The 23,741-nt window shown below is 71.3% G+C and carries 21 protein-coding genes; 11 read left to right on the top strand and 10 right to left on the bottom strand.

Going from position 1 to position 23,741, the window contains the following annotated elements; genetic code table 11:
- Window positions 1-10: 10 nt before the first annotated feature.
- The 3 genes from FZO89_RS08005 to FZO89_RS07995 all read left to right on the top strand — a co-directional run bounded on the left by FZO89_RS08005 (window position 11) and on the right by FZO89_RS07995 (window position 3,983).
- Window positions 11-1,120 carry an S-(hydroxymethyl)glutathione dehydrogenase/class III alcohol dehydrogenase gene (locus tag FZO89_RS08005; RefSeq protein ID WP_149102758.1) on the top strand — a complete coding sequence of 370 codons (1,110 nt, stop codon included), beginning with the start codon at window positions 11-13 and terminating at the stop codon, window positions 1,118-1,120.
- 121 nt (window positions 1,121-1,241) lie between these two features.
- Window positions 1,242-2,078 (top strand): S-formylglutathione hydrolase, encoded by an 837-nt coding sequence (fghA, locus tag FZO89_RS08000; protein ID WP_149102757.1) that lies wholly within the window; start codon window positions 1,242-1,244, stop codon window positions 2,076-2,078.
- A gap of 114 nt (window positions 2,079-2,192) precedes the next feature.
- Complete coding sequence (locus FZO89_RS07995; RefSeq protein WP_149102756.1) at window positions 2,193-3,983, top strand: methyl-accepting chemotaxis protein; 1,791 nt, start codon at window positions 2,193-2,195, stop codon at window positions 3,981-3,983.
- Between the two features lie 12 nt (window positions 3,984-3,995).
- Here the strand turns inward: FZO89_RS07995 and FZO89_RS07990 are convergent, their stop codons facing one another.
- Window positions 3,996-4,688, bottom strand: coding sequence for a Dph6-related ATP pyrophosphatase (locus tag FZO89_RS07990; RefSeq protein WP_149102755.1), 693 nt, complete (start codon window positions 4,686-4,688; stop codon window positions 3,996-3,998).
- A 131-nt stretch (window positions 4,689-4,819) separates the two neighbouring features.
- Between FZO89_RS07990 and FZO89_RS07985 the strand changes: the two genes are divergently transcribed.
- Window positions 4,820-6,265 carry a ThuA domain-containing protein gene (locus FZO89_RS07985; RefSeq protein ID WP_149102754.1) on the top strand — a complete coding sequence of 482 codons (1,446 nt, stop codon included), beginning with the start codon at window positions 4,820-4,822 and terminating at the stop codon, window positions 6,263-6,265.
- Between the two features lie 23 nt (window positions 6,266-6,288).
- Window positions 6,289-7,182, top strand: a complete 894-nt coding sequence (locus tag FZO89_RS07980) for a helix-turn-helix domain-containing protein (RefSeq protein ID WP_149102753.1) — start codon at window positions 6,289-6,291, stop codon at window positions 7,180-7,182.
- 19 nt (window positions 7,183-7,201) lie between these two features.
- Here FZO89_RS07980 and FZO89_RS07975 read toward each other — a convergent pair whose 3' ends face one another.
- From FZO89_RS07975 to FZO89_RS07960, 4 genes are all read right to left on the bottom strand, one after another.
- A complete protein-coding gene (locus FZO89_RS07975; RefSeq protein ID WP_149102752.1) occupies window positions 7,202-7,543 on the bottom strand; it encodes a hypothetical protein in 342 nt (113 codons plus the stop codon).
- A gap of 60 nt (window positions 7,544-7,603) precedes the next feature.
- On the bottom strand, window positions 7,604-8,545 hold the full coding sequence (locus FZO89_RS07970; RefSeq protein WP_149102751.1) for a DegV family protein: 942 nt from the start codon (window positions 8,543-8,545) through the stop codon (window positions 7,604-7,606).
- Window positions 8,546-8,698: 153 nt separating this feature from the next.
- Window positions 8,699-10,003, bottom strand: coding sequence for an amidohydrolase family protein (locus tag FZO89_RS07965; protein WP_149102750.1), 1,305 nt, complete (start codon window positions 10,001-10,003; stop codon window positions 8,699-8,701).
- Window positions 10,000-11,385 (bottom strand): amidohydrolase, encoded by a 1,386-nt coding sequence (locus FZO89_RS07960; protein WP_149102749.1) that lies wholly within the window; start codon window positions 11,383-11,385, stop codon window positions 10,000-10,002. Before FZO89_RS07960 ends, FZO89_RS07965 begins: the two co-directional genes overlap by 4 nt.
- A 106-nt stretch (window positions 11,386-11,491) precedes the next feature.
- On the opposite strand from FZO89_RS07960, the gene FZO89_RS07955 reads away from it, so the two are divergent.
- Window positions 11,492-12,268: an AMP nucleosidase gene (locus tag FZO89_RS07955; RefSeq protein WP_149102748.1), complete on the top strand. Its 777-nt coding sequence runs from the start codon at window positions 11,492-11,494 to the stop codon at window positions 12,266-12,268.
- A gap of 413 nt (window positions 12,269-12,681) precedes the next feature.
- Window positions 12,682-13,227, top strand: a complete 546-nt coding sequence (locus FZO89_RS07950) for a DUF924 family protein (protein ID WP_149102747.1) — start codon at window positions 12,682-12,684, stop codon at window positions 13,225-13,227.
- A gap of 285 nt (window positions 13,228-13,512) precedes the next feature.
- On the opposite strand, the gene grxD is transcribed toward FZO89_RS07950, so the two are convergent.
- Window positions 13,513-14,439 (bottom strand): Grx4 family monothiol glutaredoxin, encoded by a 927-nt coding sequence (gene grxD, locus FZO89_RS07945; RefSeq protein ID WP_149102746.1) that lies wholly within the window; start codon window positions 14,437-14,439, stop codon window positions 13,513-13,515.
- Between the two features lie 99 nt (window positions 14,440-14,538).
- On the opposite strand from grxD, the gene FZO89_RS07940 reads away from it, so the two are divergent.
- Complete coding sequence (locus FZO89_RS07940; protein WP_149102745.1) at window positions 14,539-15,309, top strand: polysaccharide deacetylase family protein; 771 nt, start codon at window positions 14,539-14,541, stop codon at window positions 15,307-15,309.
- Window positions 15,310-15,432: 123 nt separating this feature from the next.
- Here the strand turns inward: FZO89_RS07940 and FZO89_RS07935 are convergent, their stop codons facing one another.
- From FZO89_RS07935 to FZO89_RS07925, 3 genes are all read right to left on the bottom strand, one after another.
- The gene (locus FZO89_RS07935) at window positions 15,433-16,128 is read right to left on the bottom strand and encodes a class I SAM-dependent methyltransferase (RefSeq protein ID WP_149102744.1); all 696 of its coding nucleotides are present in this window, start codon (window positions 16,126-16,128) and stop codon (window positions 15,433-15,435) included.
- Complete coding sequence (locus FZO89_RS07930; protein WP_149102743.1) at window positions 16,121-16,777, bottom strand: SGNH/GDSL hydrolase family protein; 657 nt, start codon at window positions 16,775-16,777, stop codon at window positions 16,121-16,123. Before FZO89_RS07930 ends, FZO89_RS07935 begins: the two co-directional genes overlap by 8 nt.
- Window positions 16,778-16,994: 217 nt before the next feature.
- A complete protein-coding gene (locus FZO89_RS07925; RefSeq protein ID WP_149102742.1) occupies window positions 16,995-18,263 on the bottom strand; it encodes an aminotransferase class I/II-fold pyridoxal phosphate-dependent enzyme in 1,269 nt (422 codons plus the stop codon).
- A 280-nt stretch (window positions 18,264-18,543) separates the two neighbouring features.
- On the opposite strand from FZO89_RS07925, the gene rsgA reads away from it, so the two are divergent.
- The 3 genes from rsgA (at window position 18,544) to FZO89_RS07910 (ending at window position 22,863) form a co-directional block, all read left to right on the top strand.
- Window positions 18,544-19,680 (top strand): ribosome small subunit-dependent GTPase A, encoded by a 1,137-nt coding sequence (rsgA, locus tag FZO89_RS07920; RefSeq protein WP_262378573.1) that lies wholly within the window; start codon window positions 18,544-18,546, stop codon window positions 19,678-19,680.
- Window positions 19,681-19,771: 91 nt separating this feature from the next.
- Window positions 19,772-22,114, top strand: a complete 2,343-nt coding sequence (locus tag FZO89_RS07915; RefSeq protein ID WP_425480431.1) for an NADP-dependent malic enzyme — start codon at window positions 19,772-19,774, stop codon at window positions 22,112-22,114.
- A 248-nt stretch (window positions 22,115-22,362) separates the two neighbouring features.
- On the top strand, window positions 22,363-22,863 hold the full coding sequence (locus tag FZO89_RS07910; protein WP_149102740.1) for an REP-associated tyrosine transposase: 501 nt from the start codon (window positions 22,363-22,365) through the stop codon (window positions 22,861-22,863).
- Between the two features lie 488 nt (window positions 22,864-23,351).
- Here FZO89_RS07910 and FZO89_RS07905 read toward each other — a convergent pair whose 3' ends face one another.
- Window positions 23,352-23,741, bottom strand: coding sequence for a response regulator (locus FZO89_RS07905; protein ID WP_149102739.1), 390 nt, complete (start codon window positions 23,739-23,741; stop codon window positions 23,352-23,354).

Raw genomic sequence — 23,741 nt, 5'->3', positions numbered from 1 at the left:
GGAGATCTCCATGAAATCACGTGCCGCCGTCGCCTTCGCCGCGGGCGAACCCCTGAAGATCGTCGAGATCGACGTCGCCCCGCCCAGGGCCGGCGAGGTGCTGGTCAGGATCACCCACACCGGCGTCTGCCACACCGACGCGTTCACCCTGTCGGGCGAGGACCCCGAGGGCCTGTTCCCGGTCGTGCTCGGACACGAGGGCGCGGGCATCGTGGTCGAGGTGGGCGAGGGCGTGACCAGCGTGGCGCCGGGCGACCACGTGATCCCGCTGTACACCGCCGAGTGCGGCCAGTGCCTGTTCTGCACCAGCGGCAAGACCAACCTGTGCACCGCGGTGCGCGCCACCCAGGGCAAGGGCGTGATGCCCGACGGCACCTCGCGCTTCTCCTTCGAGGGCCAGCCGCTGTACCACTACATGGGCTGTTCGACCTTCAGCGAATACACGGTGGTGGCCGAAGTCTCGCTGGCGAAGGTCAACCCGGACGCCAATCCCGAGCACGTGTGCCTGCTCGGCTGCGGCGTGACCACCGGCATCGGCGCGGTGCACAACACCGCCAAGGTGCAGCCGGGCGATTCGGTCGCGGTGTTCGGCTTGGGCGGCATCGGCCTGGCGGTGATCCAGGGCGCGCGCCAGGCCAGGGCCGGGCGCATCATCGCCATCGACACCAACCCGTCCAAGTTCGACATGGCGAAGCAGTTCGGCGCCACCGACTGCGTCAATCCGAAGGACTTCGACCAGCCGATCCAGCAGGTGATCGTCGAGATGACCGGCTGGGGCGTCGACCATTCGTTCGAATGCATCGGCAATGTCAACGTGATGCGCGCGGCGCTGGAGTGCGCGCACCGCGGCTGGGGCCAGAGCGTGATCATCGGCGTCGCGGGCGCCGGCCAGGAGATCTCGACCCGCCCGTTCCAGCTGGTGACCGGGCGCAAGTGGATGGGCACCGCGTTCGGCGGCGTGAAGGGGCGTTCGCAGCTGCCCGGCATGGTCGAGGACGCGATGAAGGGCGAGATCGAACTGGCGCCGTTCGTGACCCACACCATGCCGCTCGACGGGATCAACGACGCGTTCGAGCTGATGCACGAGGGCAAGTCGATCCGGTCGGTCGTTCATTACTGAACGACCGAGGGGATTCGGAATTGGGGATTCGGGATTCGGCACGCGAAGCCCGACCTTCTCCGGGTCCCTTGCATCGGGCGCACAATCCCAAACCCCACCCCAAACCCCAATCCCCAATCCCATGGAACGCATCGAACACCGCGCCTGCTTCGGCGGCTGGCAGGACGTGTACCGGCACCGGTCGCAGGTGCTCGGCTGCACGATGGACTTCGCCGTGTACCTGCCGCCGCAGGCGGACGGGCCCGGCGCGCGGCTGCCGGTCCTGTACTGGCTCTCGGGCCTGACCTGCAACGAGCAGAACTTCATCACCAAGGCCGGCGCGCAGCGGTATGCGGCCGAGCACGGCGTGATCCTGGTAGCGCCCGACACCAGCCCGCGCGGCGACGACGTGCCCGATGCCGAGGGCTACGACCTCGGCAAGGGCGCCGGCTTCTACGTCAACGCCACCGCGCAGCCCTGGGCGCGCCACTACCGCATGTACGACTACGTCGTCCACGAACTGCCGGCGCTGGTCGAGGCGGAGTTGCCGGTGGACGACCGCCGTTCGATCAGCGGGCATTCGATGGGCGGGCACGGTGCCCTGGTCGCCGCCCTGCGAAACCCCGGGCGCTATCGCAGCGTCTCGGCGTTCTCGCCGATCGTCGCGCCCACGCAGGTGCCCTGGGGCGAGAAGGCGTTCGGCGCCTACCTCGGCCCCGACCGCGAGGCCTGGAAGGCATACGACGCCACCGAACTGGTGAAGTCGGCGCCGGAGAAGCTTCCGTTGCTGATCGACCAGGGCGGCGGCGACGAATTCCTCGACACCCAGCTGCGCCCGCAACTGCTGCAGGCGGCGGCCGAGGCCGCCGGCCATCCGCTCACCCTGCGCATGCGCCCGGGCTACGACCACAGCTACTACTTCATCGCCAGCTTCGTCGGCGAGCATCTGGCCCACCACGCGAGGGCGCTGCAGGCCTGAGCCGCCCCCTGGACAGGGTTCACGGGAAGCGGCCCGCCCGCCGCGCTCCGGCGGGCAACCTCAACTCCGGCGGCCGGCGGCCGTTACCGGCAGGGTGCAACCTCCGGAGGGGACATGCCAGCGTTCGAGGACCGTAGCGTCGCCTGCCTGCCGGTGTTGCCCGACGCGCCCGTCGCGCTGATCCGGCTCGACCGCGACGGCCGCGTGCAGGCGCTCAACCGTGCCGCCATCGACCTGCTCGATCTCGCCGGCGTGGACCTCGATACGCTGTCCTGCAGTTGCGTCTGGGGCCTGGCGCCGGGCGACCTGACCGGCGACGAAGGAGTCTGGGTGGCGCCCGGCGCCGATCCTGCGCGCCGGGTCTGCTACCAGCACGATCGCGACGGCGGCGGCTGGATGCTCTCCCTGCCCGATGCAGATTCGGCCGCGCTGTGGCGCGAACGCTCCGTCCGCGCCACCGCCCCGCCACCCGCTGGCGACGAGGCCCGCTCCGCGCAGCTGCTGGCCCTGGTCGGCGACCGTCTGGCCGCCTGCGAACTGGAACTGGCCGTCGACGCCGCCGATGCCGGGCAACCGGAGGCCCGCCGGCTCGCCGCCGGCTTCGGCAACCTGGCCGAGGCGATCCGCCAGGCCGTGGGCCTGTCGCTGCAGGTGGCGGCAGACGTTCCGCACGTGGTGGCCGAGAACGACGAACTGGTGCGCCAGTCGAAGGCCCAGGTGGACGCGCTCGACACCGTGGTCGCCTCCACGCGCGGACTGCTCGAGGGGCTCGACCGCATCGGCGGCGACCTGCGCGCGGTGACCTCGGTCGCGGCCAGCGCCGACGACAGCGCGCGCGAGGGCGCGGCCGCGGCGCACGCGCTGGCCGAAGCCATGGCCGCGGTGCAGCTCAGTTCCTCGCGCGCCAACGACGTCATCGAAGTCATCGACATGGTGGCGTTCCAGACCAACATCCTGTCGATCAACGCCAGCATCGAGGCCGCGCATGCCGGCCCCGCCGGACGCGGCTTCGCGGTGGTCGCGACCGAGATCCGGCGCCTTGCCGAACGCGCCGCCGAGGCCGCCCGCGACGTGCGCCGGATCATCGGCGAGAACGGCGAGGCCCTCGGCGAGGGCGCCGCCTCCGCGCGTCGCACCGAGCAGGTCCTGGGCGGCATCGGCGAACTGCTCGGTCGCGCCAGTGCCGCGATCGAGACGGTCGCCGGCGGCATCGCCGAGCAGGGCGTGGCGATCGCCGACATCGACCGCGCGGTCGGACGGGTCGCCGAGCTCGGCCGCAGCAACCTCGACCATGCGGCCAAGGTGGCCGAACGCAGCGAGGCGCTGGGTGCCGGCGCCGGCGCGCTGCACGACTGCGTCGGACTGTTCCGGCTGCCGCCCGATCCGCTGCGCGAGCCCCGCCATGCGCGCGTGCTGGAACTCGCGCGCGACGCCGCCGCCGCGATCGGCGCCACCTTCGAGGACGCGGTGGCCGAGGGCTGGATCGGGGACGAGGCCCTGTTCTCGCGCGAATACGTGCCGATCGCGGGGGTCGAGCCCGCGAAGTACGAAACCGCGTTCGACGAACTCTGCGACGAACTGTTGCCGCCGTTGCAGGAAGCGGTGGCCGCCGCGCATCCGTGGATCGTGTTCGCGATCAGCGCCAATCCCGACGGCTACGTGCCCACCCACAACGACCGCTTCTGCCAACCGCTCACCGGCGACCCGGCGCGCGACCTGGTCGGCAACCGCACCAAGCGCATCTTCTCCGACCGCGTCGGCCGCAGCGTCGGCGCGCATACCGATCCCTACCGGCTGCAGGTGTATCGCCGCGACACCGGGCAGATCATGTTCGACCTGTCGGTGCCGGTGTTCGTCGGCGGGCGCCACTGGGGCGGCTTCCGCGTGGGTTACACGCTGGACTGAAGCCCGCAGGCGTCAATCGTTCGCCAGGCGGAAGTCGGTGCGCGCGAAGCGTCCGTCGACCGCGACGGTGGCCCCCTGCGCCAGCGCAAGCGGCGCGTTGAACATGGGTCCCGCGTGCACGCAGGTGTGGAATTCGCCGCGTTCGCCACACGGATCGGCGCCGGCCGGCAGGGCCAGCAGCAGGGCCTTGTCGAATGCACGCCCGGCGAAGGACGCGTCGAGTTGCTGCGTATCCACGCAGCACAACGTCGCATGCAGTCCGCCATCGATCATCTCCCGCGCCAGCGTGGCCGTGTCGCGTCCGAACAGCGGCGTCTCGATCCGCCAGCCGATGCGCGCCATGCGCTGCTCGCGCCAGGTACGGATGTCGGCCAGGAACAGGTCGCCGAAGGCCACCGTGCGCAGGTCCGGCCAGCGCCTGGACGCCTCCGCCAGCGCGCCGGTCATCGCGGCCTCGTAGGCCTCGTTCGGACAGGCCGCCGGCAGGTCGACCTCGAGCAGCGGCAGCCCGCACGCCCGCGCCTGCGCCCGCAGCACGTCGCGGCGGATGCCCTGCATCGAGGCGCGATCGTCGTCGCGCGTGAGCGTGCTCAGCAGGCCGACCACCTCCACGTCGCCGCGCTGGCGCAGCGCGTGCAGGGTCCAGGCTGCATCCTTGCCGCCGCTCCAGGCGAGCAGGACGCGTGGTCCCGAGGCCGTCACCATGCAGCGACCGCCATGAGGGCCCCGCGGCGGTCGCCGGGACGGCGCGCAGCGCTTGCCTGCGCATTCCTACAAGCGCGCGTGCGTGGGGATGTGCAAGGTTGTCGGGCCATGCGCCCTTATCCCCCGAATCCATGTCCCCCTTCAAGCGCCCGATGATGCTTGCCCTGCTCGCGTTGCTGGCGCTGTCGCAGGCGCGCGCCGCGGACACGCGGCCGAAAGTGCTGGTGCTGACCGGCAGCGGGCCCAGCCTGCCGCATGCCCAGCAGTACCCGCCCTGGGTGCATGAATTCCAGAACGAGGAAGTCGCACGGATCCTGGAGGACAGCGTCCATGTGGACGTGGTCGGGGACCTGTCGGTGCTGGACGAGGCGCGCCTGGCTCCGTACGAGGTGGTGGTTTCAAACTCCCTGTTCCTTACGCCCACGCCTGCGCAGCTCGAGGCGCTGCGCAACCATGTCACCGGCGGCAAGGCGCTGCTGACGCTGCACAGCGGGATCCTGAGCTTCCTCAATGCGGACTTCTACGAGGAGATGATCGGCGGCCTGTTCATCGGTGGCCCGACCAAGGACCCGGGGACCTTCGACGTGGTGACCGAGAACATGGAATTCTGGTACTACGGTTACGCGTTCAGGCCCGCGCGGCGTCATCCTGTTTCGGCCGCACTCGGCGACTTCGAGGCCACCGACGAGCTGTACTACTTCCAGCCGGGCGACCGCGACCTCCAGGTCATCGCGCGGGCGGAGAACCATCCCGTGATGTGGGAGCGTCGCTGGGGCAGCGGTCGCGTCATGAGCCTGGTGCTGGGACACGACCTGCGCGCCAAGCGGAACCCCGGCTACCGTGCGCTGCTGCGCAACGGCGTGCGCTGGCTGGCGGGCTATCCGGTCGTGCAGCCGGTTCGCGACATGCGCGTGGATGCCGACGCGGGTCGCGTGGAGGGCGCCCTGGACCTGGCGCGACTGGCCGCAGACCGCGAGACCGGGCCGCTGGAATTCTCGCTCGCGGGCGTGGACGGCGACGACGTGGTCGACGTGCACCTGGACCGGCGGGGGCGGCTCGACCTGGACGTGCGCGGGCGCGAAGGCGTCGCGACCGTGACCGTCGCCGTGCGTGGTTCGCGTGGGCTGGCGTCGACGGTCGCGTTCAAGGTGGCGGTCGACGCGCGGCGGCACGGCGACCTCGCCCGTTACCACGGCGTGCGCGCGCAGGTGTCGTCGGTCGAGGCGCGCGACGACGTCAAGGACGCGGGCCACCTCGTCGACGGCGATCCGGCCACCCGCTGGGCGAGCGCGTCGGTCGATCCGTCGTGGGCCATGGTCGACCTGGGGCGGACGCTCGCGTTCAACACGGTCGCGTTGCACTGGGACGAGGCGTTCGCCACCCGCTACGAGATCCAGGTCAGCGACGATCCCGCGCGCGGCTGGCGCACGGTGTTCACCGAGTCCGACGGCGACGGCGGGCACGACGAGATCCGGTTTCCGACTGTGCAAGCGCGCCATGTGCGCATGCTCGGGCACCGGCGCAAGGTGCCGCAATGGGGATATTCGCTGTACGAACTGGCGGTCTACAATCGCTAGGTCCCGTCGCATCCGGTGCCTGCGTGTCCCAAGCCCCCGCGGTCGGCCTGCAGTATGTCGAGGCGCTGCCCGGGCGGCGGCTGGCGCCGTTCGTGGCCTGCTACTGGTGCCTGCGCTCGCCCGTGCCGCAGCGGCTCCAGGACCGGACCTTTCCCGACGGTTGCCAGGAGATCGTCTTCAACCTGGGCGGCGCGGTGCTGCGCAGCGGGAACGGGGTCGATTACCACCGCAATCCGGCGACCGAACTCATCGGCCAGATGACGCGACCGTACGACGTCGTCACCGAGGGCGAGCCGCTGTACTTCGGCATCAAGTTCCATCCGCACGGGTTCTCGGTGTTCACCCGCGAGCCGATCGACACGCTGCGCGACCAGTCGATCGACGTGCGCCTGCTGTTCGGTACGGCGTTCCATGCGGTCGAAGCGCGGATCCAGGACACGCGCTGCTTCGACCGTTTCGTCGCGGAGATGGAGGCCTTCCTCGGTGCCCGCCTGCACGAGAAGCGTCGCGACAGCCGTGCCTTCGCGGTGGTCGACCGGGTCGTGGCCGCGATCTTCCGCGGTCCGGGCGACGGCCGCCTGTCGCAGGCCTGCGAGGACCTCGGCGTGGGACCGCGGCAGCTGCAGGCCAGCTTCCGCGCCCTGACGGGGCTGAGCCCGAAGCAGCTGGCGTCCATGGTCCGGTTCCAGCGCAGCCTGCCGCCGCTGCGAGCGGGACGTCCGCTCGCTGAAATCGCCTTGGCCTGCGGATACTACGACCAGGCGCACTTCAACCACGAATTCCGTCGCTTCGCGGGTATGGCGCCGACGGACTGGAAGCGCGCGCAGGCGCCGCTGAACGAATTCTTCGTCGACGACGCGAGCCGGGCGTACCTGTGCAACTACCGTGCGTCCGGCCAGACGCACCGGGCCGCCTGACGCGCACTGAGCCCAGCGCTCAACCCGCGGTGACGTTGCGCAGCTCCCACCCGCTGCCGGCGAGCAGGCGCATGCGCTGCCTGAATACGCTGCCCGCGATCGCGGTCTCGGCGGTGAGGTCGATGTGCAGGTCGTGCTGCTCGCCGCTTACCTTCGCCGCAGGGTCGACCGCCCCCAGCGCCGGATCCACCGCATCCGGGTCCTCCTGGGTCGCGCGCCAGCGCTGGAACAGCGCATCGCTGCGCAGGGCGGCCTGCAGTTCCTCGGCCAGTCCTTCCGCGCCCTTCGAGCGGAACGCGAATTCGCCGCTGGCGCCGAGCCTGTCGGGTTCGGGCAGTCGGATGTGGTAACGGATGGCCATGGCGTCTCGTTGCGGCGGGAAGGGGCTCAGGCTAGCAGCCGGCAGCGTGGACGCCGCGTGTCAGCCGAATTCGTGCGGTTCCGCGGCGAAGCCGACGCAGACCGCGCCCTTGCCGACGTTGACCATGCCGGTCAGGCTCATCACGCTCTCGAACACCTCGATGTTGCGGTCGGCGCAGGCCGCGCGCAGCGCCTCGTAGGCCGGCATCGCGCGCATCTCGTCCAGTTCGCCGCCGTAGCACAGGCACAGCGTCGGCGTGAGCAGGCCGGCCGACACGCGCCGCGCGGCGAACTCGAACAACGCGCGCACCGCCGGGTCGAAGCCCTTGAGCTTCGCCACCGGCCCGGTGTCGCCGCGCCAGCCGCGCAGCACCGGCTTGATGTCGAGCGCGGTGCCGAGCGCGGCGCTGAACAGGCTGACGCTGCGGTCGCCCTTGTGCCGGGCGCGGTTGCGGATGTAGTACAGGTCGCGCGGCACCAGGTAGCCGTAGGTGTGCAGCGCGAGGTTCTCCAGGCGCGCGCGGATGCGGCCGGGGCCGTCGCCGGCCGCGCGCAGGCGAACCGCCTCCACCGGCAGCACGCCCTGTGCCGAGAACAGGTTCTGGGTATCGATCACGCGCAGCGCGAACGGGGTGTTGTGGCCGGCGGCGGAACGCACCGGCCTGTAGTCGTTGAGGATGGCGTAGCTGGCCTGCTGCGCGTTCTCGAAGATCTGGCTGCGCGTCTTCGTCACGGTGATGCAGAACACGTGGTCGTAGTCGACCACCAGGCGCTGCAGGAACAGGTCGCGGATCTGCTCGACGCCGAAGGGAATGGTCTCGGCGCTGGCGCCGCGTTCGGCGATGTGCGAATGCAGGAAGGCCAGGGTGTCGGCCTCGTCGCGGTAGTCGACCCGCAGTTCGTCGCCGATCCGGACCGAGATCGGCAGGATCCCGACGTCGTTCGACGCCAGGTAGGCGGGCGGCAGGTCGCAGGTCGAGTCGACGACGATCCCGATGCGCATGCGTCCTCCTACGGCCCATCAGGGCCAGCGTGCCTGCGCGGATTGTCTCAGGGCCGGGCTGAAGGGCGGAAGAAGCCCCGGCGCGCCCCCGCGGTCGGGCCCCGCTTCGCGCGGGGCCGCCGTGGTTCGGTGCGCCGGTCGCGGCGCGCGCTTCTATTCCACCCGCGCCGGGTATGCGCGCGGCAACGCTCCGGCTTCCGCCGCGGGCTCGGCGCGCAGGTAGCGGTCGCGCAGTTCGGTCTGGCGCGAACGCATCGGGATCGCACGGCCGCCCAGCCACACCTGGCGCGCGGTATGCGCGACGTCGAGCGGATCGCCGGTCCACAGCACCAGGTCGGCGCTGCGGCCCACCGCGATCGTGCCGAGCCGGTCGCCGACGCCGAAGGCCTGCGCCGGCACGCGGGTCAGTCCGGCCAGGCCGTCTTCCCAGGGCAGGCCGTTGGCGACCGCGTTGCCGGCCAGCTGGCGTACCTTGCGCGCGTTGTGCGAGGCGTCGCCCGACTGGGTGAAGCCGACCTGGACGCCGGCGGCGCGCAGCCGCGCCGCGTTTTCCAGGGTGGCGCCGAGGCGGTCGAAATTCCCCGGCAGGTTGACCAGCGGATCGACGAACACCGGCACGTCCGCGGCGGCGAGCTCGGAGGCGAGCTTCCACGCCTCGGCGCCACCGGAAATGGCGATCTTCAGCGAGTGCCTGCGCGACCAGCGCAACAGCTGGCGGATGTCCGCGGCGCGGTCGATCTCGACCACGATGCGGCCGTCGCCGTCCAGGTAACGCTTGAGCGTGGCCCGGCCGGCCGGCGTCAGCAGGGCGAAGCCGGAGTCGCCGGACAGTCGGCCGCGGGCCTCGTCGACCATCTGGTCGAGCAGCATCCACTGCCCTGCGCGCGAGGAACCGCTGAGGTTCGACGCGCCGGCGCCGAGCGAGACGAACAGCAGCTTCGGCCCGGCCGGGTCGGGGCTGCCGTCCAGTCGCACCACCGCGCCCTGGCCGCCGATGATCGAGCCGCCTGCCGTGCTGCCGGCGGTGAGCAAGGTGAAGCCGATGCCTTCGACCCGCGCGACCGGCAGCAGGATCGATTCGGGGTTGTAGGCCAGGGTGACGTCGAATTCCGGCCGCACCGTCATGTCCTTGGCGTTCTCGCCCAGGGCCAGCGACGCATCCCGCGTCGACGCCTCGCCCGAGACTTCCTCGATGCCGATGCCGGTGATGCCGCCGAACAGCGCCGGCGTCAGCGGCTGACCGCCGGCATCGACCACCTGCGCCGATCCCGCGGCCAGGCCGCTGCCGATCGCGGCGATGCGGCCACCCTGCACCAGCACGTCGGTGCCCTGCAGGGTGCCGCGTTCGGTCGCGGTATGGACGGTGGCGTTGCGGATCAGCACGTCCTGGGCGGACGCGGCCGGCGCGGCGAGCGCGCAGGCCAGCGGCAGCGCGAACAGCATGGCGAGGCGGTTCATCGCACACCTCCCTGCGCGGTGGGCTGGCCGAGCATGAAGTCGGTGGTCGGCTTGAGCGACGGATCGGCGCGGTCGTACAGGCGCGCGCCGTCGACGTACACCTGCTCGGCATGCGCGTACACGGAGAACGGATTGCCGTTCCACAGCACCACGTCGGCCATCTTGCCGGCCTCGAGCGTACCGGTGCGGTCGAGCACGCCCAGCGACTTCGCCGCATTCTGCGTGATCCAGCGGATCGCGCGCTCGGGCGCGATCTCGATGCCCGCGCGGCGCGCATTGGCCATCACCTTCGCCGCCTCCTGGTTGAGCCGCTGGATGCCCTCGTCCGAATCCGAATGCACGATCGCGCAGCCGTTCGCGGGGCGGTCGACCAGGGCGATGTTCTCCTGGATGCCGTCGAAGGCCTCCATCTTGAAGCCCCACCAGTCGGCCCACAGCGCGCCGCACACGCCGTCGGCGGCGAGCCGGTCGGCGAGCTTGTAGGCCTCCACGCCGTGGTGGAAGGCGGCGACCTTGAAGTCGAACTCCTTCGCCAGGTCCAGCATCTGCGCCATCTCGTCGGCGCGGTAGCAGTGGATGTGGACGAGGATGTCGCCGTCCATCGCCCCGGCCAGGGTCTCGAGCTTGAGGTCGCGCTTGGTCGCGGCGTCCTTCCCGCGCTTGCGCGCGTAGTCCTGGGCGTCGATGAAGGCCGCGCGGTAACCGGCGACGTTGCCCATGCGCGTCGCCGGGCCGCCCTTCTGGCCGTACACGCGCTTGGGATTCTCGCCGCAGGCCATCTTCAGCCCGTGCGGGGCGCCGGGGAACTTCATGCCCTGCGCGGTGGTGGCGGCGACGTTCTTCAGGGTCACGCCGCGCCCGCCCACCAGGTTCGCCGAACCGGGCAGGATCTGCAGCGCGGTGACGCCGCCGGCCAGCGCCGCGCCGAAGCCCGGGTCCTGCGGCCACACCGAGTGTTCGGCCCAGACCTGGGCGGTGACCGGCGCGGTGGCCTCGTTGCCGTCGCTGTGCGCGCTGGCGCCGGGGCTGGGATACACGCCCAGGTGCGAATGCACGTCGATCAGGCCCGGGGTCACCCACTTGCCGTTGCCGTCCACGCGTACCGCATCGGCGCCCGCCGTCAGCCCGCTGCCAACCGCCGTGATCCGGCCGTCCTGCATCAGCACGTCCGCGCCCTCGAGGCGGCGACCGTCGCCGGTGAGCACGGTCGCGCCGGTGATCAGCACCGGCGGGGCCGCGATCGGGCGATAGGTGCTGGCGTAGGCTTCCTGGCCGGAGCCGGGTCGCGCTTCGGCAGCCGGCGATGGCGCGTCGCCCGAAGGCGTCGTGGCGCAGCCGGCGAACAGGGCCACGCACAGCGCGGCGGTCAAGGGTCGGATCATGCTGGGGTCCCCGGGAGAATCGTCCGACGGTAGCGGCTCGCGCGGCGCGAGCCAAGCCGCCAAAGGTCATGGTGCGTGACAGAATGCCGCAAAAAGGGAGGCGCGCATGAAAGACAAGCAGGACATCGTCGGCAACTGGCTGCCGCGCTACACGGGCGTGCCGCTCGAGGAGTTCGGCGAACACATCCTGCTGACCAACTTCGGCGGCTACCTGGGGCATTTCAGCCGGCTCACGGGCGCGCAGATCGTCGGCACCGACCGGCCGATGCCGAGCGCGACCGCCGACGGCATCACCATGATCAACTTCGGCATGGGCAGCCCGAACGCGGCCACCATGATGGACCTGCTGTCGGCGATCGGGCCCAAGGCGGTGCTGTTCCTGGGCAAGTGCGGCGGGCTCAAGCGCAAGAACCAGCTCGGCGACCTGGTGCTGCCGATCGCGGCGATCCGCGGCGAGGGCACCTCCAACGACTACCTGTTGCCTGAGGTGCCGGCGCTGCCGGCGTTCGCCCTGCAGCGCGCGGTCTCGACCATGATCCGCGACCTCGGCCACGACTACTGGACCGGCACCGTGTTCACCACCAACCGCCGGGTCTGGGAACACGACGACGCGTTCAAGAAGCGCCTGCGCGCGATGCGCTGCATGGCGATCGACATGGAGACCGCGACGATCTTCGCGGCCGGCTTCGCCAACCGCATTCCCTCGGGCGCGCTGCTGCTCGTGAGCGACCAGCCGATGGTGCCGGAAGGGGTCAAGACCGAGGCCTCGGACGCGATCGTCAGCGCCGAGTTCGTCGAGCGCCACATCCAGATCGGGATCGAGGCGCTGCGCCTGATCCGCCGCCACGGCAAGTCCGTGCGGCACCTGCGCTTCGACGAGTAGCCCGGGCAAGCGAAGCGCACCCGGGGAGCAGGAAGCCGGCCCCGATGCGCGGTTCCCGGATGCGGCCTTCGGCCTTATCCGGGCTACGGTTCGACGCGTAGCCCGGGTAAGCGAAGCGCACCCGGGACCGGAAGCCGGCCTCGATGCGCGGTTCCCGGATGCGGCCTTCGGCCTTATCCGGGCTACGGTTCGACACGTAGCCCGGGTAAGCGAAGCGCACCCGGGACGCAGGAAGCCGGCCTCGATGCGTGGTTCCCGGATGCGGCCTTCGGCCTTATCCGGGCTACGGTTCGACGCGTGGCCCGGGCAAGCGAAGCGCACCCGGGACCGGAAGCCGGTGCCCGAAGCGCCCGCGGCGCGGTCCCGCGCCGGGCGGTCGCGCGCCTCCGGCCGGTCGCCGCTATCATCGCCGCATGGACAACGCGAACGGGATCCCGCAGGTCATCGCCTTCTGGCGCGAGGCCGGCTACGACAGGTGGTTCAACGGTGGTGCGGCGTTCGACGGACAGTGCCGCGAACGCTTGCTCGACGCGCACTTCGCCGCCGCGCGCCGCGAACACGACGACTGGATGGAAAGCGGCGAAGGGGCGCTGGCGCTGCTGATCCTGCTCGACCAGATCCCGCGCAACGTGTTCCGCGGCAGCGCGCACGCGTTCGCGACCGATCCGCTGGCGCTGCACTACGCCCGCCGTGCGGTCGACGCGGGGCTCGACGCGCAGGTCGATGCCGGACTGCGCGCTTTCGTCTACCTGCCGTTCGAACATTCCGAGGCGCTCGACGACCAGCACCGCGCGGTCGCCCTGTTCGACGCGCTGGGCGACGCCGGCTACGCGAAGTACGCGCGCGCGCACCTGGAGGTGATCGAGCGCTTCGGCCGCTTTCCGCATCGCAACCACGTGCTGGGTCGGATCAATACGCCGCAGGAGCAGGCCTGGCTGGATGCCGGCGGCGGGTTCTGACACGCCGGGTTCCTGCGCGAGGCCGGTGCCGGAGCGTTACCGGACTCGACCATTTCGAATGCAGGCGTCGAGCTGGAGCCGCTTCTGCGGGGATGTCCAGCACAAGCGCCCGCAGGGGCGCCACGCCGCGGGTGGCCGCGCCGCCACCGTCCGGATATGCAGCGTCGCAGGATCGCGGCTGAAGCCGCACAATAGAACAGTCTTGCAGTACGCCTTCAGGCACACGCAGAGCGCACGCTCACACGGCCGCCGGCCGCAGCCGACGCCGCCCCGGATACCGGCGGATCAGTACTCGGGGATCGAATCGTCGACCGTCCGCGACCACGCCACGATTCCGCCCTCGACGTTGTGCACGTTGCGGAAGCCCAGCGCCTGGAATTCCTCGGCGGCGTGGCCGCTGCGGGTGCCGCCGTGGCAGAGGAAGGCGATCGCGGTGTCCTTCGGCAGCGCCTCGATCGCGGCGCGGCCGTCGTCGAAGGTGCGGAACGGCACCGGGACCGAGGCGATCGCGCGTTCTTCCGGCGGGCGCACGTCGACCAGCAGCAGTTCGCCGGCGCGGATCTTCGCATCCGCTTCCGCCGGGGAGATGCGGGACACCGGCCTGGGCGCATTCGGGTTGTCGATCACCAGGCCCTTGCCGCGCATGTCGTCGGCGAAGTCGATGGTCATCCCTTCGGCGCGACGCGCGCCGGCCAGGTCGAACTGCACGCGCACGCCCTCGACGTCGAGGGCCACGGCATCGGCATCGGCCGGGGCGAGGTTGAGGCGGGTGCGGAACGCGCGGTCGATGTCGACCTGCAGCGCCACTTCGCCACCGGCATCGTCGATCGCCTGGCGCAGCATCTTCAGCGCGGCCGGTGTGATCGTGATCGACGGCGGGGTGCGGTCGGGCGCGGGCAGGCCGAGCGCGGTATGCAGCTCGCCGCTGTTGACCATCTGCCCGATGATGTCGCTGCCGCCGACCAGATCGCCATCGACGTACAGCTGCGGGATCGTCGGCCAGTCGCCGTAGGCCTTGATGCCTTCGCGGATCTCGGGATCGGCCAGCACGTTCACGTGGGTGAACTCCGCGCCCAGCGATTCCAGCGCCGACACCGCCTTGGCCGAGAAACCGCACTGCGGCGCGGACGGGTCGCCCTTCATGAACAGCACGGCGCGATTGGCCTGCAGCAGCGCATCGATGCGGGCACGCACGGCGGGGTCGAGGGACATGGCGGAATCCTTGGCGCGGGGTCGACCATGGTAACGCGATCGCGCAGGCGACGGCCGCAACACGGCGTTGCGCGCGGCGCGGGGTGGCATCATCCGCGCATGGACGTCCCGCACCGCCCGCCGCGCCACCCGCATGCCTGGCTGCCCCTGCTGCTGCTCTCGCAGTTGCTGGTGGCGTGGGCGTGGTGGCGCTGGGGCTGGCCGCTGGGGCTGCCGCTGATGCTCGCCTCGCACGGAATCTGCCTGTGGGGCGTGCTGGCACCCAACGTGGCCCTGTACGGGCCGGTGCTCTCGCGGCTGCCGACGGCCGACAGATCCGTGTGGCTGACCATCGACGACGGCCCCTCGGACGACACCGCGGCGATCCTCGACCTGCTCGATGCGCACGGCGCGAAGGCCACGTTCTTTTTGGTCGGCGAACGCGCCGCCGCGCGGCCCGGCCTGGTGCGCGAGATCGTCGCGCGCGGCCACGGCATCGGCAACCACAGCCTGACCCATCCGCAGGCGCGGTTCTGGGCGCTGGGCCCGCGGCGGATGCGCGCCGAGATCGAAGGCGGACAGCAGGCGCTGGCGACGATCACGGGCACGGCGCCGCGCTGGTTCCGCGCCGTGGTCGGGCATGCCAACCCGTTCGTGTCGGCGCCGCTGCACGAGGCGGGCCTTGCACGCGTGGGCTGGAGCGCACGCGGATTCGATGCGCTCGATGGCGACGTAGAACGCGTGCTCGGCAAGATCGAACGCGACCTCGCGCCCGGCGCGATCGTGCTGCTGCACGAGGGCGCGGCGCACGGACGCAACCCTGGGATGATCGCGCAACTGCTGCAGCGGCTGGATGCGCGCGGCTACCGGACCGTGCTGCCCGACCCGTAGGAGCGCCTCCAGGCGCAACCGCGGCAGGGGGGGAATCGCGCCCGTGCGCAACCTGCCGGTGTCGGGCCAGCGTGCATCCCGCCGGGAGCCTGCGTCCGCGTCGGGATGCAGCCGGATCCGCGCCTACGGAAGGCGGGCGACGACCAGCCAGTTGTTGAACGGGGTATTGCCGAACCACGGACGGATGTCGGCGGACAGGCCGGCGGCATCGAACCGCGCGCGCAGCTCCCCGACCTCCGGGTAGTGCTTGGGCCGGTCGGGCATCCAGCCGACCAGCGCGGCGAAGCGGTCGCCGGCGCGGGTGCGGCGGATGCGCGCGCCGCCGTCGTCGAGCGCGGCGCGCATCACCAGGGTCGCGCCGGGCACCAGCATCGCGATCGCCGCGTCGAGCAGGGTCGCCTGCTGCTCGCGGGTGAGGAACTGCAGCACGTCGAGGATCGCCACGCTGCCCGCGTGCGGCGGATAGCCGGCGGCGAGGTCGACCACGTCGAAGGCCACGTCGGCGAGTCCCGTGCGGCTGGCGATGCGTCGCGCCTGCTCGATCTTGGGCGCGTCGATGTCGACCCCCACGTACGGCATCGCCTGGCCGTCGCCGCGCAGCGCGTGGGCGAGCAGGCCCAGGCCGCAGCCGAGGTCGAGCAGTGGTGCGCGGCTGCCGCGCAACGCGGCCAGCACGCCGGGATAAAGCGGATCGGTGCGCAGCTTGGCCAGCGTGTAGTAGTAGTCGTGGCGGTTGCCGAGCGTGCGCTGCGGCAGGAACGCGCGCGCAATTCCCTTTGCGGTGGCGGCGTCGAGCGGCCGCACGTCGTGGTCATCCATGCGCGGACAGTAACCGACGCGCGACCGGCAGCGCCAGCCGCGTCCAGTGCGCGTACATCGCGGCCGAGGGGTGCAGGCCGTCGTCGGCGAGCATCTCCACCTCGCCGCCGCGCTCACGGCTGATCGGGGCGATGTCGACGAAGGCGATGCCGCGGGCCGCGCAGGCCTCCTCCGCGGCCGCATTGAAGGCATCGAGGTCGCCCGCGATCGCGTCGCGGTCGCGGCCCGACTGGATCGCGAACGGGGTCACGCCCCAGTCCGGGATCGCCAGCACCAGCACGCGTCCGGCGCGGTCCCCGGCGAACCCGGTCGCGCGCGCGAGCAGGGCGTCGAACTGCGCACGGAATTCCCCGACGCCGCGACCGCGGTACTGGTTGTTCACCCCGATCAGCAGCGAGACGAGGTCGTACGTGTCCGACGGGGCAGCGACATCGATCGCCGCGTCGAGCTCGTCGGTGGTCCAGCCGGTGGCGGCGACGAGGAGCGGGTCGGCGAGCGCGATGCCGTCGTCGCGCAGTGCGCGCGCCAGCTGCACCGGCCAGCGACCGGCCTCGTCGATGCCCTCGCCGATGGTGTAGCTGTCGCCCAATGCGAGATATCGCAGCGGCGCGGCATCCCGGGTCTGCGGCGAAACTGGCTGGTCGATCATGCGGGAAGCCGGTCGGTCGGGTGCATCCCACCCTGGTCTGGCGGGAGTAGCTACGGACCGCGATTGTAGCGTCGGCCGGAAGCCGGCCGTCCGCCGCACGATGCCGTCCTTGCGCGCCCGCCAACCCAATCAGGCACGGCGAGCCGGAAGAAACACGGTGCTGCCGGGCCCTCACCCCAGCCCTCTCCCGCAAGCGGGAGAGGGAGCCGGACCAGCCTCACGCCGCCGGCCGCGCCTTCTTCTTCAGCGGCACCACCCTTGCGTGGGCCTGCGCGCGTCGCTCGAGCACGCGGTCGATGCGCGCGAACACTTCGCGCACCACGTCCGGCTGCGGCAGCAGGGTGACCCGGAAGTGGTTGCGGTAGGGCACGTTGAAACTTCCGCCCGGCACGATCAGCACGTCCTCGCCCTCCAGCATCTCCAGCGCGAAGGCGTGGTCGTCGAACCCCTGCGCGGCATCGCCCACCACGCCCGGGAACGCGTACAGCGCGCCCGCCGGCGCCACCAGCTTCAGGTGCGCGCTGGCCGCGCAGGCGTCGATCACCGCGCGGCGCGATTCGTACAGGCGCCCGCCCGTACGGCACAGCGGAGTGATGGTGTCGGCGCCGGTGAGCGCGGCCTCGATCGCGAACTGCCCCGGCACGTTCGCGCACAGCCGCAGCGCGCCGAGCAGGTCCATGGCGTGGCGGAACTCGGCGCTGCGCTTCGGATCGCCCGACAGCACCGCCCACCCCACGCGCCAGCCGCAGGCGCGGTGCACCTTGGACAGGCCGCCGAACGACAGGCACGGCACGTCTCCCGCGATCGGCGCAACGGGCACGAACGCGTGGTCGTCGTAGAGGACGCCATCGTAGATCTCGTCGCACAGCAGCAGCAGGTTGTGCCGGGCCGCGATCGCGACGATGCGCTCGAGCAGCTCGCGCGGATAGTTCGCGCCGGTCGGGTTGTTCGGATTGATCAGCACGATCGCGCGGGTGCGCGCCGATACCAGCGCCTCGATCTCCACCGGATCGGGCAGGAAGCCGTTGCCCTCGTGGCAGCGGTAGAACACCGGCCGGCCATCGTTGAGGATCGTCGCCGCCGACCACAGCGGGTAGTCCGGCGAGGGCACCAGCACCTCGTCGCCCGGGTTGAGCAGGGCGCGCAGCGAGATGTCGATCAGCTCGCTGACGCCATTGCCGACGAACACGCGCTCGGGCGAGGCGTAGGGCGTGCCGCGCGCGACGTGGTGCGCGGCGATCGCCTCGCGCGCCTCCGGCAGGCCCTGCTGGTGGGTGTAGGGATCGGTCTGGTGGATGTGGTCGGCGATCGCGCGCTGCAGGTGCTCCGGCGCGCGGAACCCGAACGCGCCGGGGTTGCCGATGTTGAGCTTGATCAGGGTGCGGCCCTGGGTCTCGAGCTCGCGGGCGCGCCGGGCCAGCTCTCCGCGGATCTCGTAGCGGACTTCGGACAGGCGTTCGCGGGTGGGCAGGCTCGGGGCGGACATGGCACGGCACGTGGGCGGCGGCAGGCCGCGAAACCGCGGATCATACGCCGTCGTGCGGTCCCGGGCGTGCGGCGGCCCATTCCGTGACCGCGCGCGCAGGACCCGGGCAGGTGACCGTATCGCGGCGTTCAGGAGCGAGCGCTCCCCGGGCACCGCCGGCATGTCGCGGTGCGGTCCGCTTTTTCCGGTGGCGAAGAATCCGGCGCGGCGCGCCTACCTGTCACGCCAATCCGCGGCCCACGCCCTAGAATCGCGCCATGACGATCCGCCGCGCCCGCGCTTGATTCCCGCCGCCAACGCGCTGCGCGCGATCGGCTGGCCGTGGGTCGGCGCGCCCGGGCCGGGCCCCTGGGCGGACGCGATGGCGGCGCATCCGCAGGCGCGGCCGGCGCGGGTGATCGAGCAGCATCGCTCCGGCTACGTGGTTGCGGACGCAACCGACCGCGCGTTTCCCGTGGAATCGCTGCCGGAGTGGCAACGCCCCTCGGGCTACCGCAAGGGCCGGATCGCGGCCGAAGACCGGCCCGTGGTCGGCGACTGGGTGCTGGTGGAGGAGGGCAAGCGCATCGTCGCTTTGCTGCCGCGGCGCAGCGCGATCAAGCGCGGCGTGGCCGGCGAGCACTACGGCCAGCAGCTGATCGCCGCCAACATCGACGCCATGCTCATCGTGTGCGGGCTCGACGGCGACTTCAACCCGCGAAGGATCGAGCGCTACCTGCTGCTGGTGCAGGCCGAGGGCGTGGCGCCGGTGGTGGTGCTGACCAAGGCCGACCTGCCCGGCGCCGACGTCGACGCCGCGCTCGCCGCGCTCGCCGGCATCGCCACCCAGCACGCGTCCACCAGCGGTTCGGCGAACGCGGCGGTGGTGGTGGTCAACGCCAAGGACCCGGCCAGCGTCGCCGCGCTCGATCCCTGGCTGTCGCCGGGCGCGACCGCGGTGCTGGTCGGCTCGTCGGGCGCCGGCAAGTCCACGCTCACCAACACCCTGCTCGGCGCGGAGAAGATGAAGACCGCGCAGGTGCGCGAGCACGACGCGCGCGGCCGCCACACCACCACCTATCGCGCGCTGATCGCGCTGCCCTCCGGCGCGTGCCTGATCGACACCCCCGGCATGCGCGAACTCAAGCCCACCGGCGAGGAAGCGATGGCCGACGGCGGCTTCGGCGACATCGAGGCACTCGCGCAGCAGTGCCGGTTCCGCGACTGCCGCCACCAGCGCGAACCCGGATGCGCGCTGCGCGCCGCGGTCGAGGCCGGCACGCTCGACGCCGCGCGCCTGGCCAATTACCTCAAGCTGCGCGACGAGGTGGCTGGCGCCGCCGACCGCCTGGCGTCGCGACTGGCGCAGCAGGCCGAAACGCGCGGGCCGGGCAGGAAACCGGGCAAGGGTCCGGGCGACAGGTCCGGCAGGCACTGACCAGGCGCAGCGTTCGCCAGGCGGCATTGCACCGCACAACGAGCCAGCGCGCGCCGCGTCCGGCCGCCTCTGCCCCGAGCGGCTAGAATCCATGTTCCGCACACGGCCCGCCAAGATGTCCGACGAGCAGTCACGCAATACCGAAAGCGAGCAGGAATTCCGCCAGGCCGCGCTCGACTACCACCGCGTATCGCCGCGCGGCAAGATCAAGGTGGTCGCGACCAAACCCATGCTCACCCAGCGCGACCTGGCGCTGGCCTACTCGCCGGGCGTGGCCTACGCCTGCGAGGAGATCGCCGCCGATCCCAGCAAGGCCAGCGACTACACCGCGCGCGGCAACCTGGTGGCGGTGATCTCCAACGGCACCGCGGTGCTGGGCCTGGGCGACATCGGCCCGCTCGCCGGCAAGCCGGTGATGGAAGGCAAGGGCGTGCTGTTCCAGAAGTTCGCCGGCATCGACGTGTTCGACATCGAGGTCGACGAGAAGGATCCGGACAAGCTGGTCGACATCATCGCCAGCCTCGAGCCGACCTTCGGCGGCATCAACCTCGAGGACATCAAGGCGCCCGAGTGCTTCATCGTCGAGCGCAAGCTGCGCGAGCGGCTCAACATCCCGGTATTCCACGACGACCAGCACGGCACCGCGATCATCGTCGGCTCGGCGGTGGTCAACGCGCTGGAGATCGCCGGCAAGCGGATCGAGGACGTGAAGCTCGCCACCGCCGGCGCCGGCGCCGCCGGCATCGCCTGCCTCGACATGCTGGTCGCGCTGGGGCTGAAGCCCGAGAACATCCTCGCCTACGATCGCGACGGCGTGATCCACAGCGGTCGCCCCAACCTCGACCCCGACAAGGCGCGCTACGCGCGCGATACCGACAAGCGCACGCTGGCGGAGATCGTCGAAGGCGCCGACGTGTTCCTCGGCCTGTCCGCCGGCGGCATCCTCAAGCCGGAGATGCTGGCGGCGATGGCGGACAAACCGATCATCCTCGCCCTGGCCAATCCGTACCCGGAGATCCTGCCCGAGGCGGCCAAGACCGTGCGCCCGGACTGCATCATCGCCACCGGCCGGTCGGACTATCCGAACCAGGTCAACAACGCGCTGTGCTTCCCCTACATCTTCCGCGGCGCGCTCGACGTCGGCGCCACCGGCATCAACGAGGCGATGAAGCTCGCCTGCGTGCGCGCGATCGCCGCGCTCGCCAAGAGCGAGGCCAGCGACCTCGGCGCCGCCTACGGCGAGGAGATCCCGAGCTTCGGGCCCGACTACCTGATCCCGCGCCCGTTCGATCCGCGCCTGCTGATGCAGCTGGCGCCGTGCGTGGCGCAGGCGGCGATGGAGTCGGGCATCGCCACCCGCCCGATCGCGGACATGACCGCCTATCGCGAGAAGCTCGGCCAGTTCATCTACCGCACCGGCCTGGTGATGAAACCGGTCTACGACCGCGCGCGCAGCGACCGCCAGCGCGTGGTCTATGCCGAGGGCGAGGAGGAGACCGTGCTGCGCGCGGTGCAGACCGTGGTCGACGAGGGCCTGGCGTTCCCGATCCTGGTCGGCCGGCCGGAGGTCATCGCCATGCGCATCGAGCGCCTCGGCCTGCGCCTGCGCGAGGGCGACGAGTTCGAGATCACCAACGTCAACGACGACCCGCGCTTCAACGACTACTGGCGCCACTACCACGCGCTCACCGAGCGCCGCGGCGTGACGCCCGACGCGGCCAAGGCGATGCTGCGTTCGCGCACCACCCTGATCGCCGCGATCATGGTCGACCGCGGCGAGGCCGACGCGATGATCACCGGGCTGGTCGGCCGCTTCCACAAGAAGCTCGGCTACCTGCGCAGCGTGTTCCCGCTCGACCCGGGCGTGCAGAGCACCTCGGCGATGACCGGCGTGGTCAACGACCGCGGCCTGTGGTTCTTCGTCGACACCCACGTGCAGCCGGACCCGACGCCGGAGCAGATCGCCGAGAGCACCATCCAGGCCGCGTACCGGCTCAAGCTGTTCGGGATCGAGCCGAAGATCGCGCTGATGTCGCATTCGAACTTCGGCAGCCACGACGACCCGAGCGCGCGCAAGATGCGCGAGGTGCGGCAGATCCTGCTGCGGCGCGCGCCGAAGCTCGAGGTGGACGGCGAGATGCAGGGCGACACCGCCTGGGACGATGGCCTGCGCCGCCGCATCTTCCCCAACACCACGCTCGAGGGGCGCGCCAACCTGTTCGTGATGCCGAACCTGGACGCGGCCAACATCACCTACAACATGATCCGGATGATGACCGAGGGCGTCGCCCTCGGCCCGATCCTGATGGGCATGAGCAAGCCCGCGCACGTGCTGACCCAGACCTCCACCCCGCGCCGCGTGGTCAACATGACCGCCATCGCCGCGGTCGAGGCACAGATCCGCAAGCAGATGCTCGCCGAACGCGGCCCGTAGCCCCGTAGCCCGGATAAGCGCAGCGCATCCGGGACCCGCCGGTCCCACCGCATCGCGTCGAATCAGCGTGCCGCATCACCGCAACCCCGGATGCGGCCTTCGGCCTTATCCGGGCTACGCGGCGATCGTAGCCCGGGTAAGCGCAGCGCACCCGGGGAAATCTCCGACCCGATCACGGGCCAAAACCCGACCGACCGGGCACGCATCGCGCGATGCACGTGGCCCCGAGGCCATGCGAGCGTGGATGCATGGTGCGCTATCGCCGCAATCGCATCCCGGGCGGAACCTTCTTCTTCACGGTCACCTTGCGCGACCGGCGGGGCGATCTGCTGGTGCGCCACATCGATCTCCTCGGGGCGTCCTGGCGCAGGGCCCGCGAGCGGATCGCGCACGAAGTTGTCGCGGTGGCCGTGCTGCCGGACCACCTGCATGCGGTGATCACCATGCGCGACGGGGATGGCGACTATTCCGGCCTGTGGCGCGAGATCAAGAAGGGATTCACGCAAGGTCTCGCGGCGACATCCACGCCGTGGCAGGCGCGCTTCTGGGAACACACCATCCGCGACGAGCGGGACCTGGCGGCACACGTCGACTACGTGCATGCCAACCCGCTGAAGCACGGGCTGGTCGCACGCGTCGCCGAGTGGCCGCATTCGAGCTTCCACCGCCACGTGCGGCTCGGGCGCTTGCCCGAAGACTGGGGCGGCAAACCCGATACGCCGGCCCACATGGGAGAACACGACCCGTAGCCCGGGTAAGCGCAGCGCACCCGGGGATCGGCAGTTCCACCTTGTCGGGGCGATGATTCGCGCCGTGTCACTTCACCCCCGGATGCGGCCTTTGGCCTTATCCGGGCTACGCAATCGGTGCGTAGCCCGGGTAAGCGCAGCGCACCCGGGGGGCGGTCCCCGCGTGCTCTTGCGGGCGATCGAGCCAGCTCGGGCAGGGTGGCGGGGTCGCGTTTCCGCCGATCCCGGATGCGGCCTTTGGCCTTATCCGGGCTACGCGATGAGTCGTGGCCCGGATGTCGTAGCCCGGGTAAGCGCAGCGCACCCGGGAATCGGCAGTTCCACCTTGTCGGGGCGATGATTCACGCCGTGTCACTTCACCCCCGGATGCGGCCTTTGGCCTTATCCGGGCTACGCGATGAGTCGTGGCCCGGATGTCGTAGCCCGGGTAAGCGCAGCGCACCCGGGGCCATCGCGCCGCACCGCGGGCTTGCGCAGGCCGGCGGCGCCTACGAAGCCGTGAGTCCCAGCAAACGCCGCAACACGCCCGGCAGCGCGTCCAGATCGTCCTTCAGCAGCATCCCGTCGGCCGCCGGCGCCTCGTCGCCCGGCGCCAGCCCTCCGGTGAGGAAGACGAACGGCAGCGCGGGATCGTGCGCGCGCACCTGCGCCAGCGCCTCCGCGCCGGAGAACCCGGGCAGGTTCACGTCCGACACCACCGCGTGCGGCACGAACGCACGCAGCGCGTCGGCGAGCGCACCCGCGCCGTGCACGCGGCGGCAATCCACCGCCAGCCCGCCCTTGCGCATCGCGAATTCGGCCAGCTCGGCATCGTCGCGCGAATCGTCGACCAGCAGCACGCGCCATCCGTCCGGGCCGGGGCCGGGAACCGCCGCCAT

This window comes from Luteimonas viscosa, from assembly GCF_008244685.1.
GTDB lineage: Bacteria > Pseudomonadota > Gammaproteobacteria > Xanthomonadales > Xanthomonadaceae > Luteimonas > Luteimonas viscosa.
This window is presented reverse-complemented; position numbering and strand designations above follow the sequence as displayed.

Excerpts from the sequence above, each read along its gene's own strand:
- FZO89_RS08005 (WP_149102758.1), top strand. The coding sequence starts at position 11 with ATGAAATCACGTGCCGCCGTCGCCTTCGCCGCGGGCGAACCCCTGAAG.
- fghA (WP_149102757.1), top strand. The coding sequence starts at position 1,242 with ATGGAACGCATCGAACACCGCGCCTGCTTCGGCGGCTGGCAGGACGTG.
- FZO89_RS07995 (WP_149102756.1), top strand. The coding sequence starts at position 2,193 with ATGCCAGCGTTCGAGGACCGTAGCGTCGCCTGCCTGCCGGTGTTGCCC.
- FZO89_RS07990 (WP_149102755.1), bottom strand. The coding sequence starts at position 4,688 with ATGGTGACGGCCTCGGGACCACGCGTCCTGCTCGCCTGGAGCGGCGGC.
- FZO89_RS07985 (WP_149102754.1), top strand. The coding sequence starts at position 4,820 with ATGTCCCCCTTCAAGCGCCCGATGATGCTTGCCCTGCTCGCGTTGCTG.
- FZO89_RS07975 (WP_149102752.1), bottom strand. The coding sequence starts at position 7,543 with ATGGCCATCCGTTACCACATCCGACTGCCCGAACCCGACAGGCTCGGC.
- FZO89_RS07970 (WP_149102751.1), bottom strand. The coding sequence starts at position 8,545 with ATGCGCATCGGGATCGTCGTCGACTCGACCTGCGACCTGCCGCCCGCC.
- FZO89_RS07965 (WP_149102750.1), bottom strand. The coding sequence starts at position 10,003 with ATGAACCGCCTCGCCATGCTGTTCGCGCTGCCGCTGGCCTGCGCGCTC.
- FZO89_RS07960 (WP_149102749.1), bottom strand. The coding sequence starts at position 11,385 with ATGATCCGACCCTTGACCGCCGCGCTGTGCGTGGCCCTGTTCGCCGGC.
- FZO89_RS07955 (WP_149102748.1), top strand. The coding sequence starts at position 11,492 with ATGAAAGACAAGCAGGACATCGTCGGCAACTGGCTGCCGCGCTACACG.
- FZO89_RS07950 (WP_149102747.1), top strand. The coding sequence starts at position 12,682 with ATGGACAACGCGAACGGGATCCCGCAGGTCATCGCCTTCTGGCGCGAG.
- grxD (WP_149102746.1), bottom strand. The coding sequence starts at position 14,439 with ATGTCCCTCGACCCCGCCGTGCGTGCCCGCATCGATGCGCTGCTGCAG.
- FZO89_RS07940 (WP_149102745.1), top strand. The coding sequence starts at position 14,539 with ATGGACGTCCCGCACCGCCCGCCGCGCCACCCGCATGCCTGGCTGCCC.
- FZO89_RS07935 (WP_149102744.1), bottom strand. The coding sequence starts at position 16,128 with ATGGATGACCACGACGTGCGGCCGCTCGACGCCGCCACCGCAAAGGGA.
- FZO89_RS07930 (WP_149102743.1), bottom strand. The coding sequence starts at position 16,777 with ATGATCGACCAGCCAGTTTCGCCGCAGACCCGGGATGCCGCGCCGCTG.
- FZO89_RS07925 (WP_149102742.1), bottom strand. The coding sequence starts at position 18,263 with ATGTCCGCCCCGAGCCTGCCCACCCGCGAACGCCTGTCCGAAGTCCGC.
- FZO89_RS07915 (WP_425480431.1), top strand. The coding sequence starts at position 19,772 with ATGTTCCGCACACGGCCCGCCAAGATGTCCGACGAGCAGTCACGCAAT.
- FZO89_RS07910 (WP_149102740.1), top strand. The coding sequence starts at position 22,363 with ATGGTGCGCTATCGCCGCAATCGCATCCCGGGCGGAACCTTCTTCTTC.
- FZO89_RS07905 (WP_149102739.1), bottom strand. The coding sequence starts at position 23,741 with ATGGCGGCGGTTCCCGGCCCCGGCCCGGACGGATGGCGCGTGCTGCTG.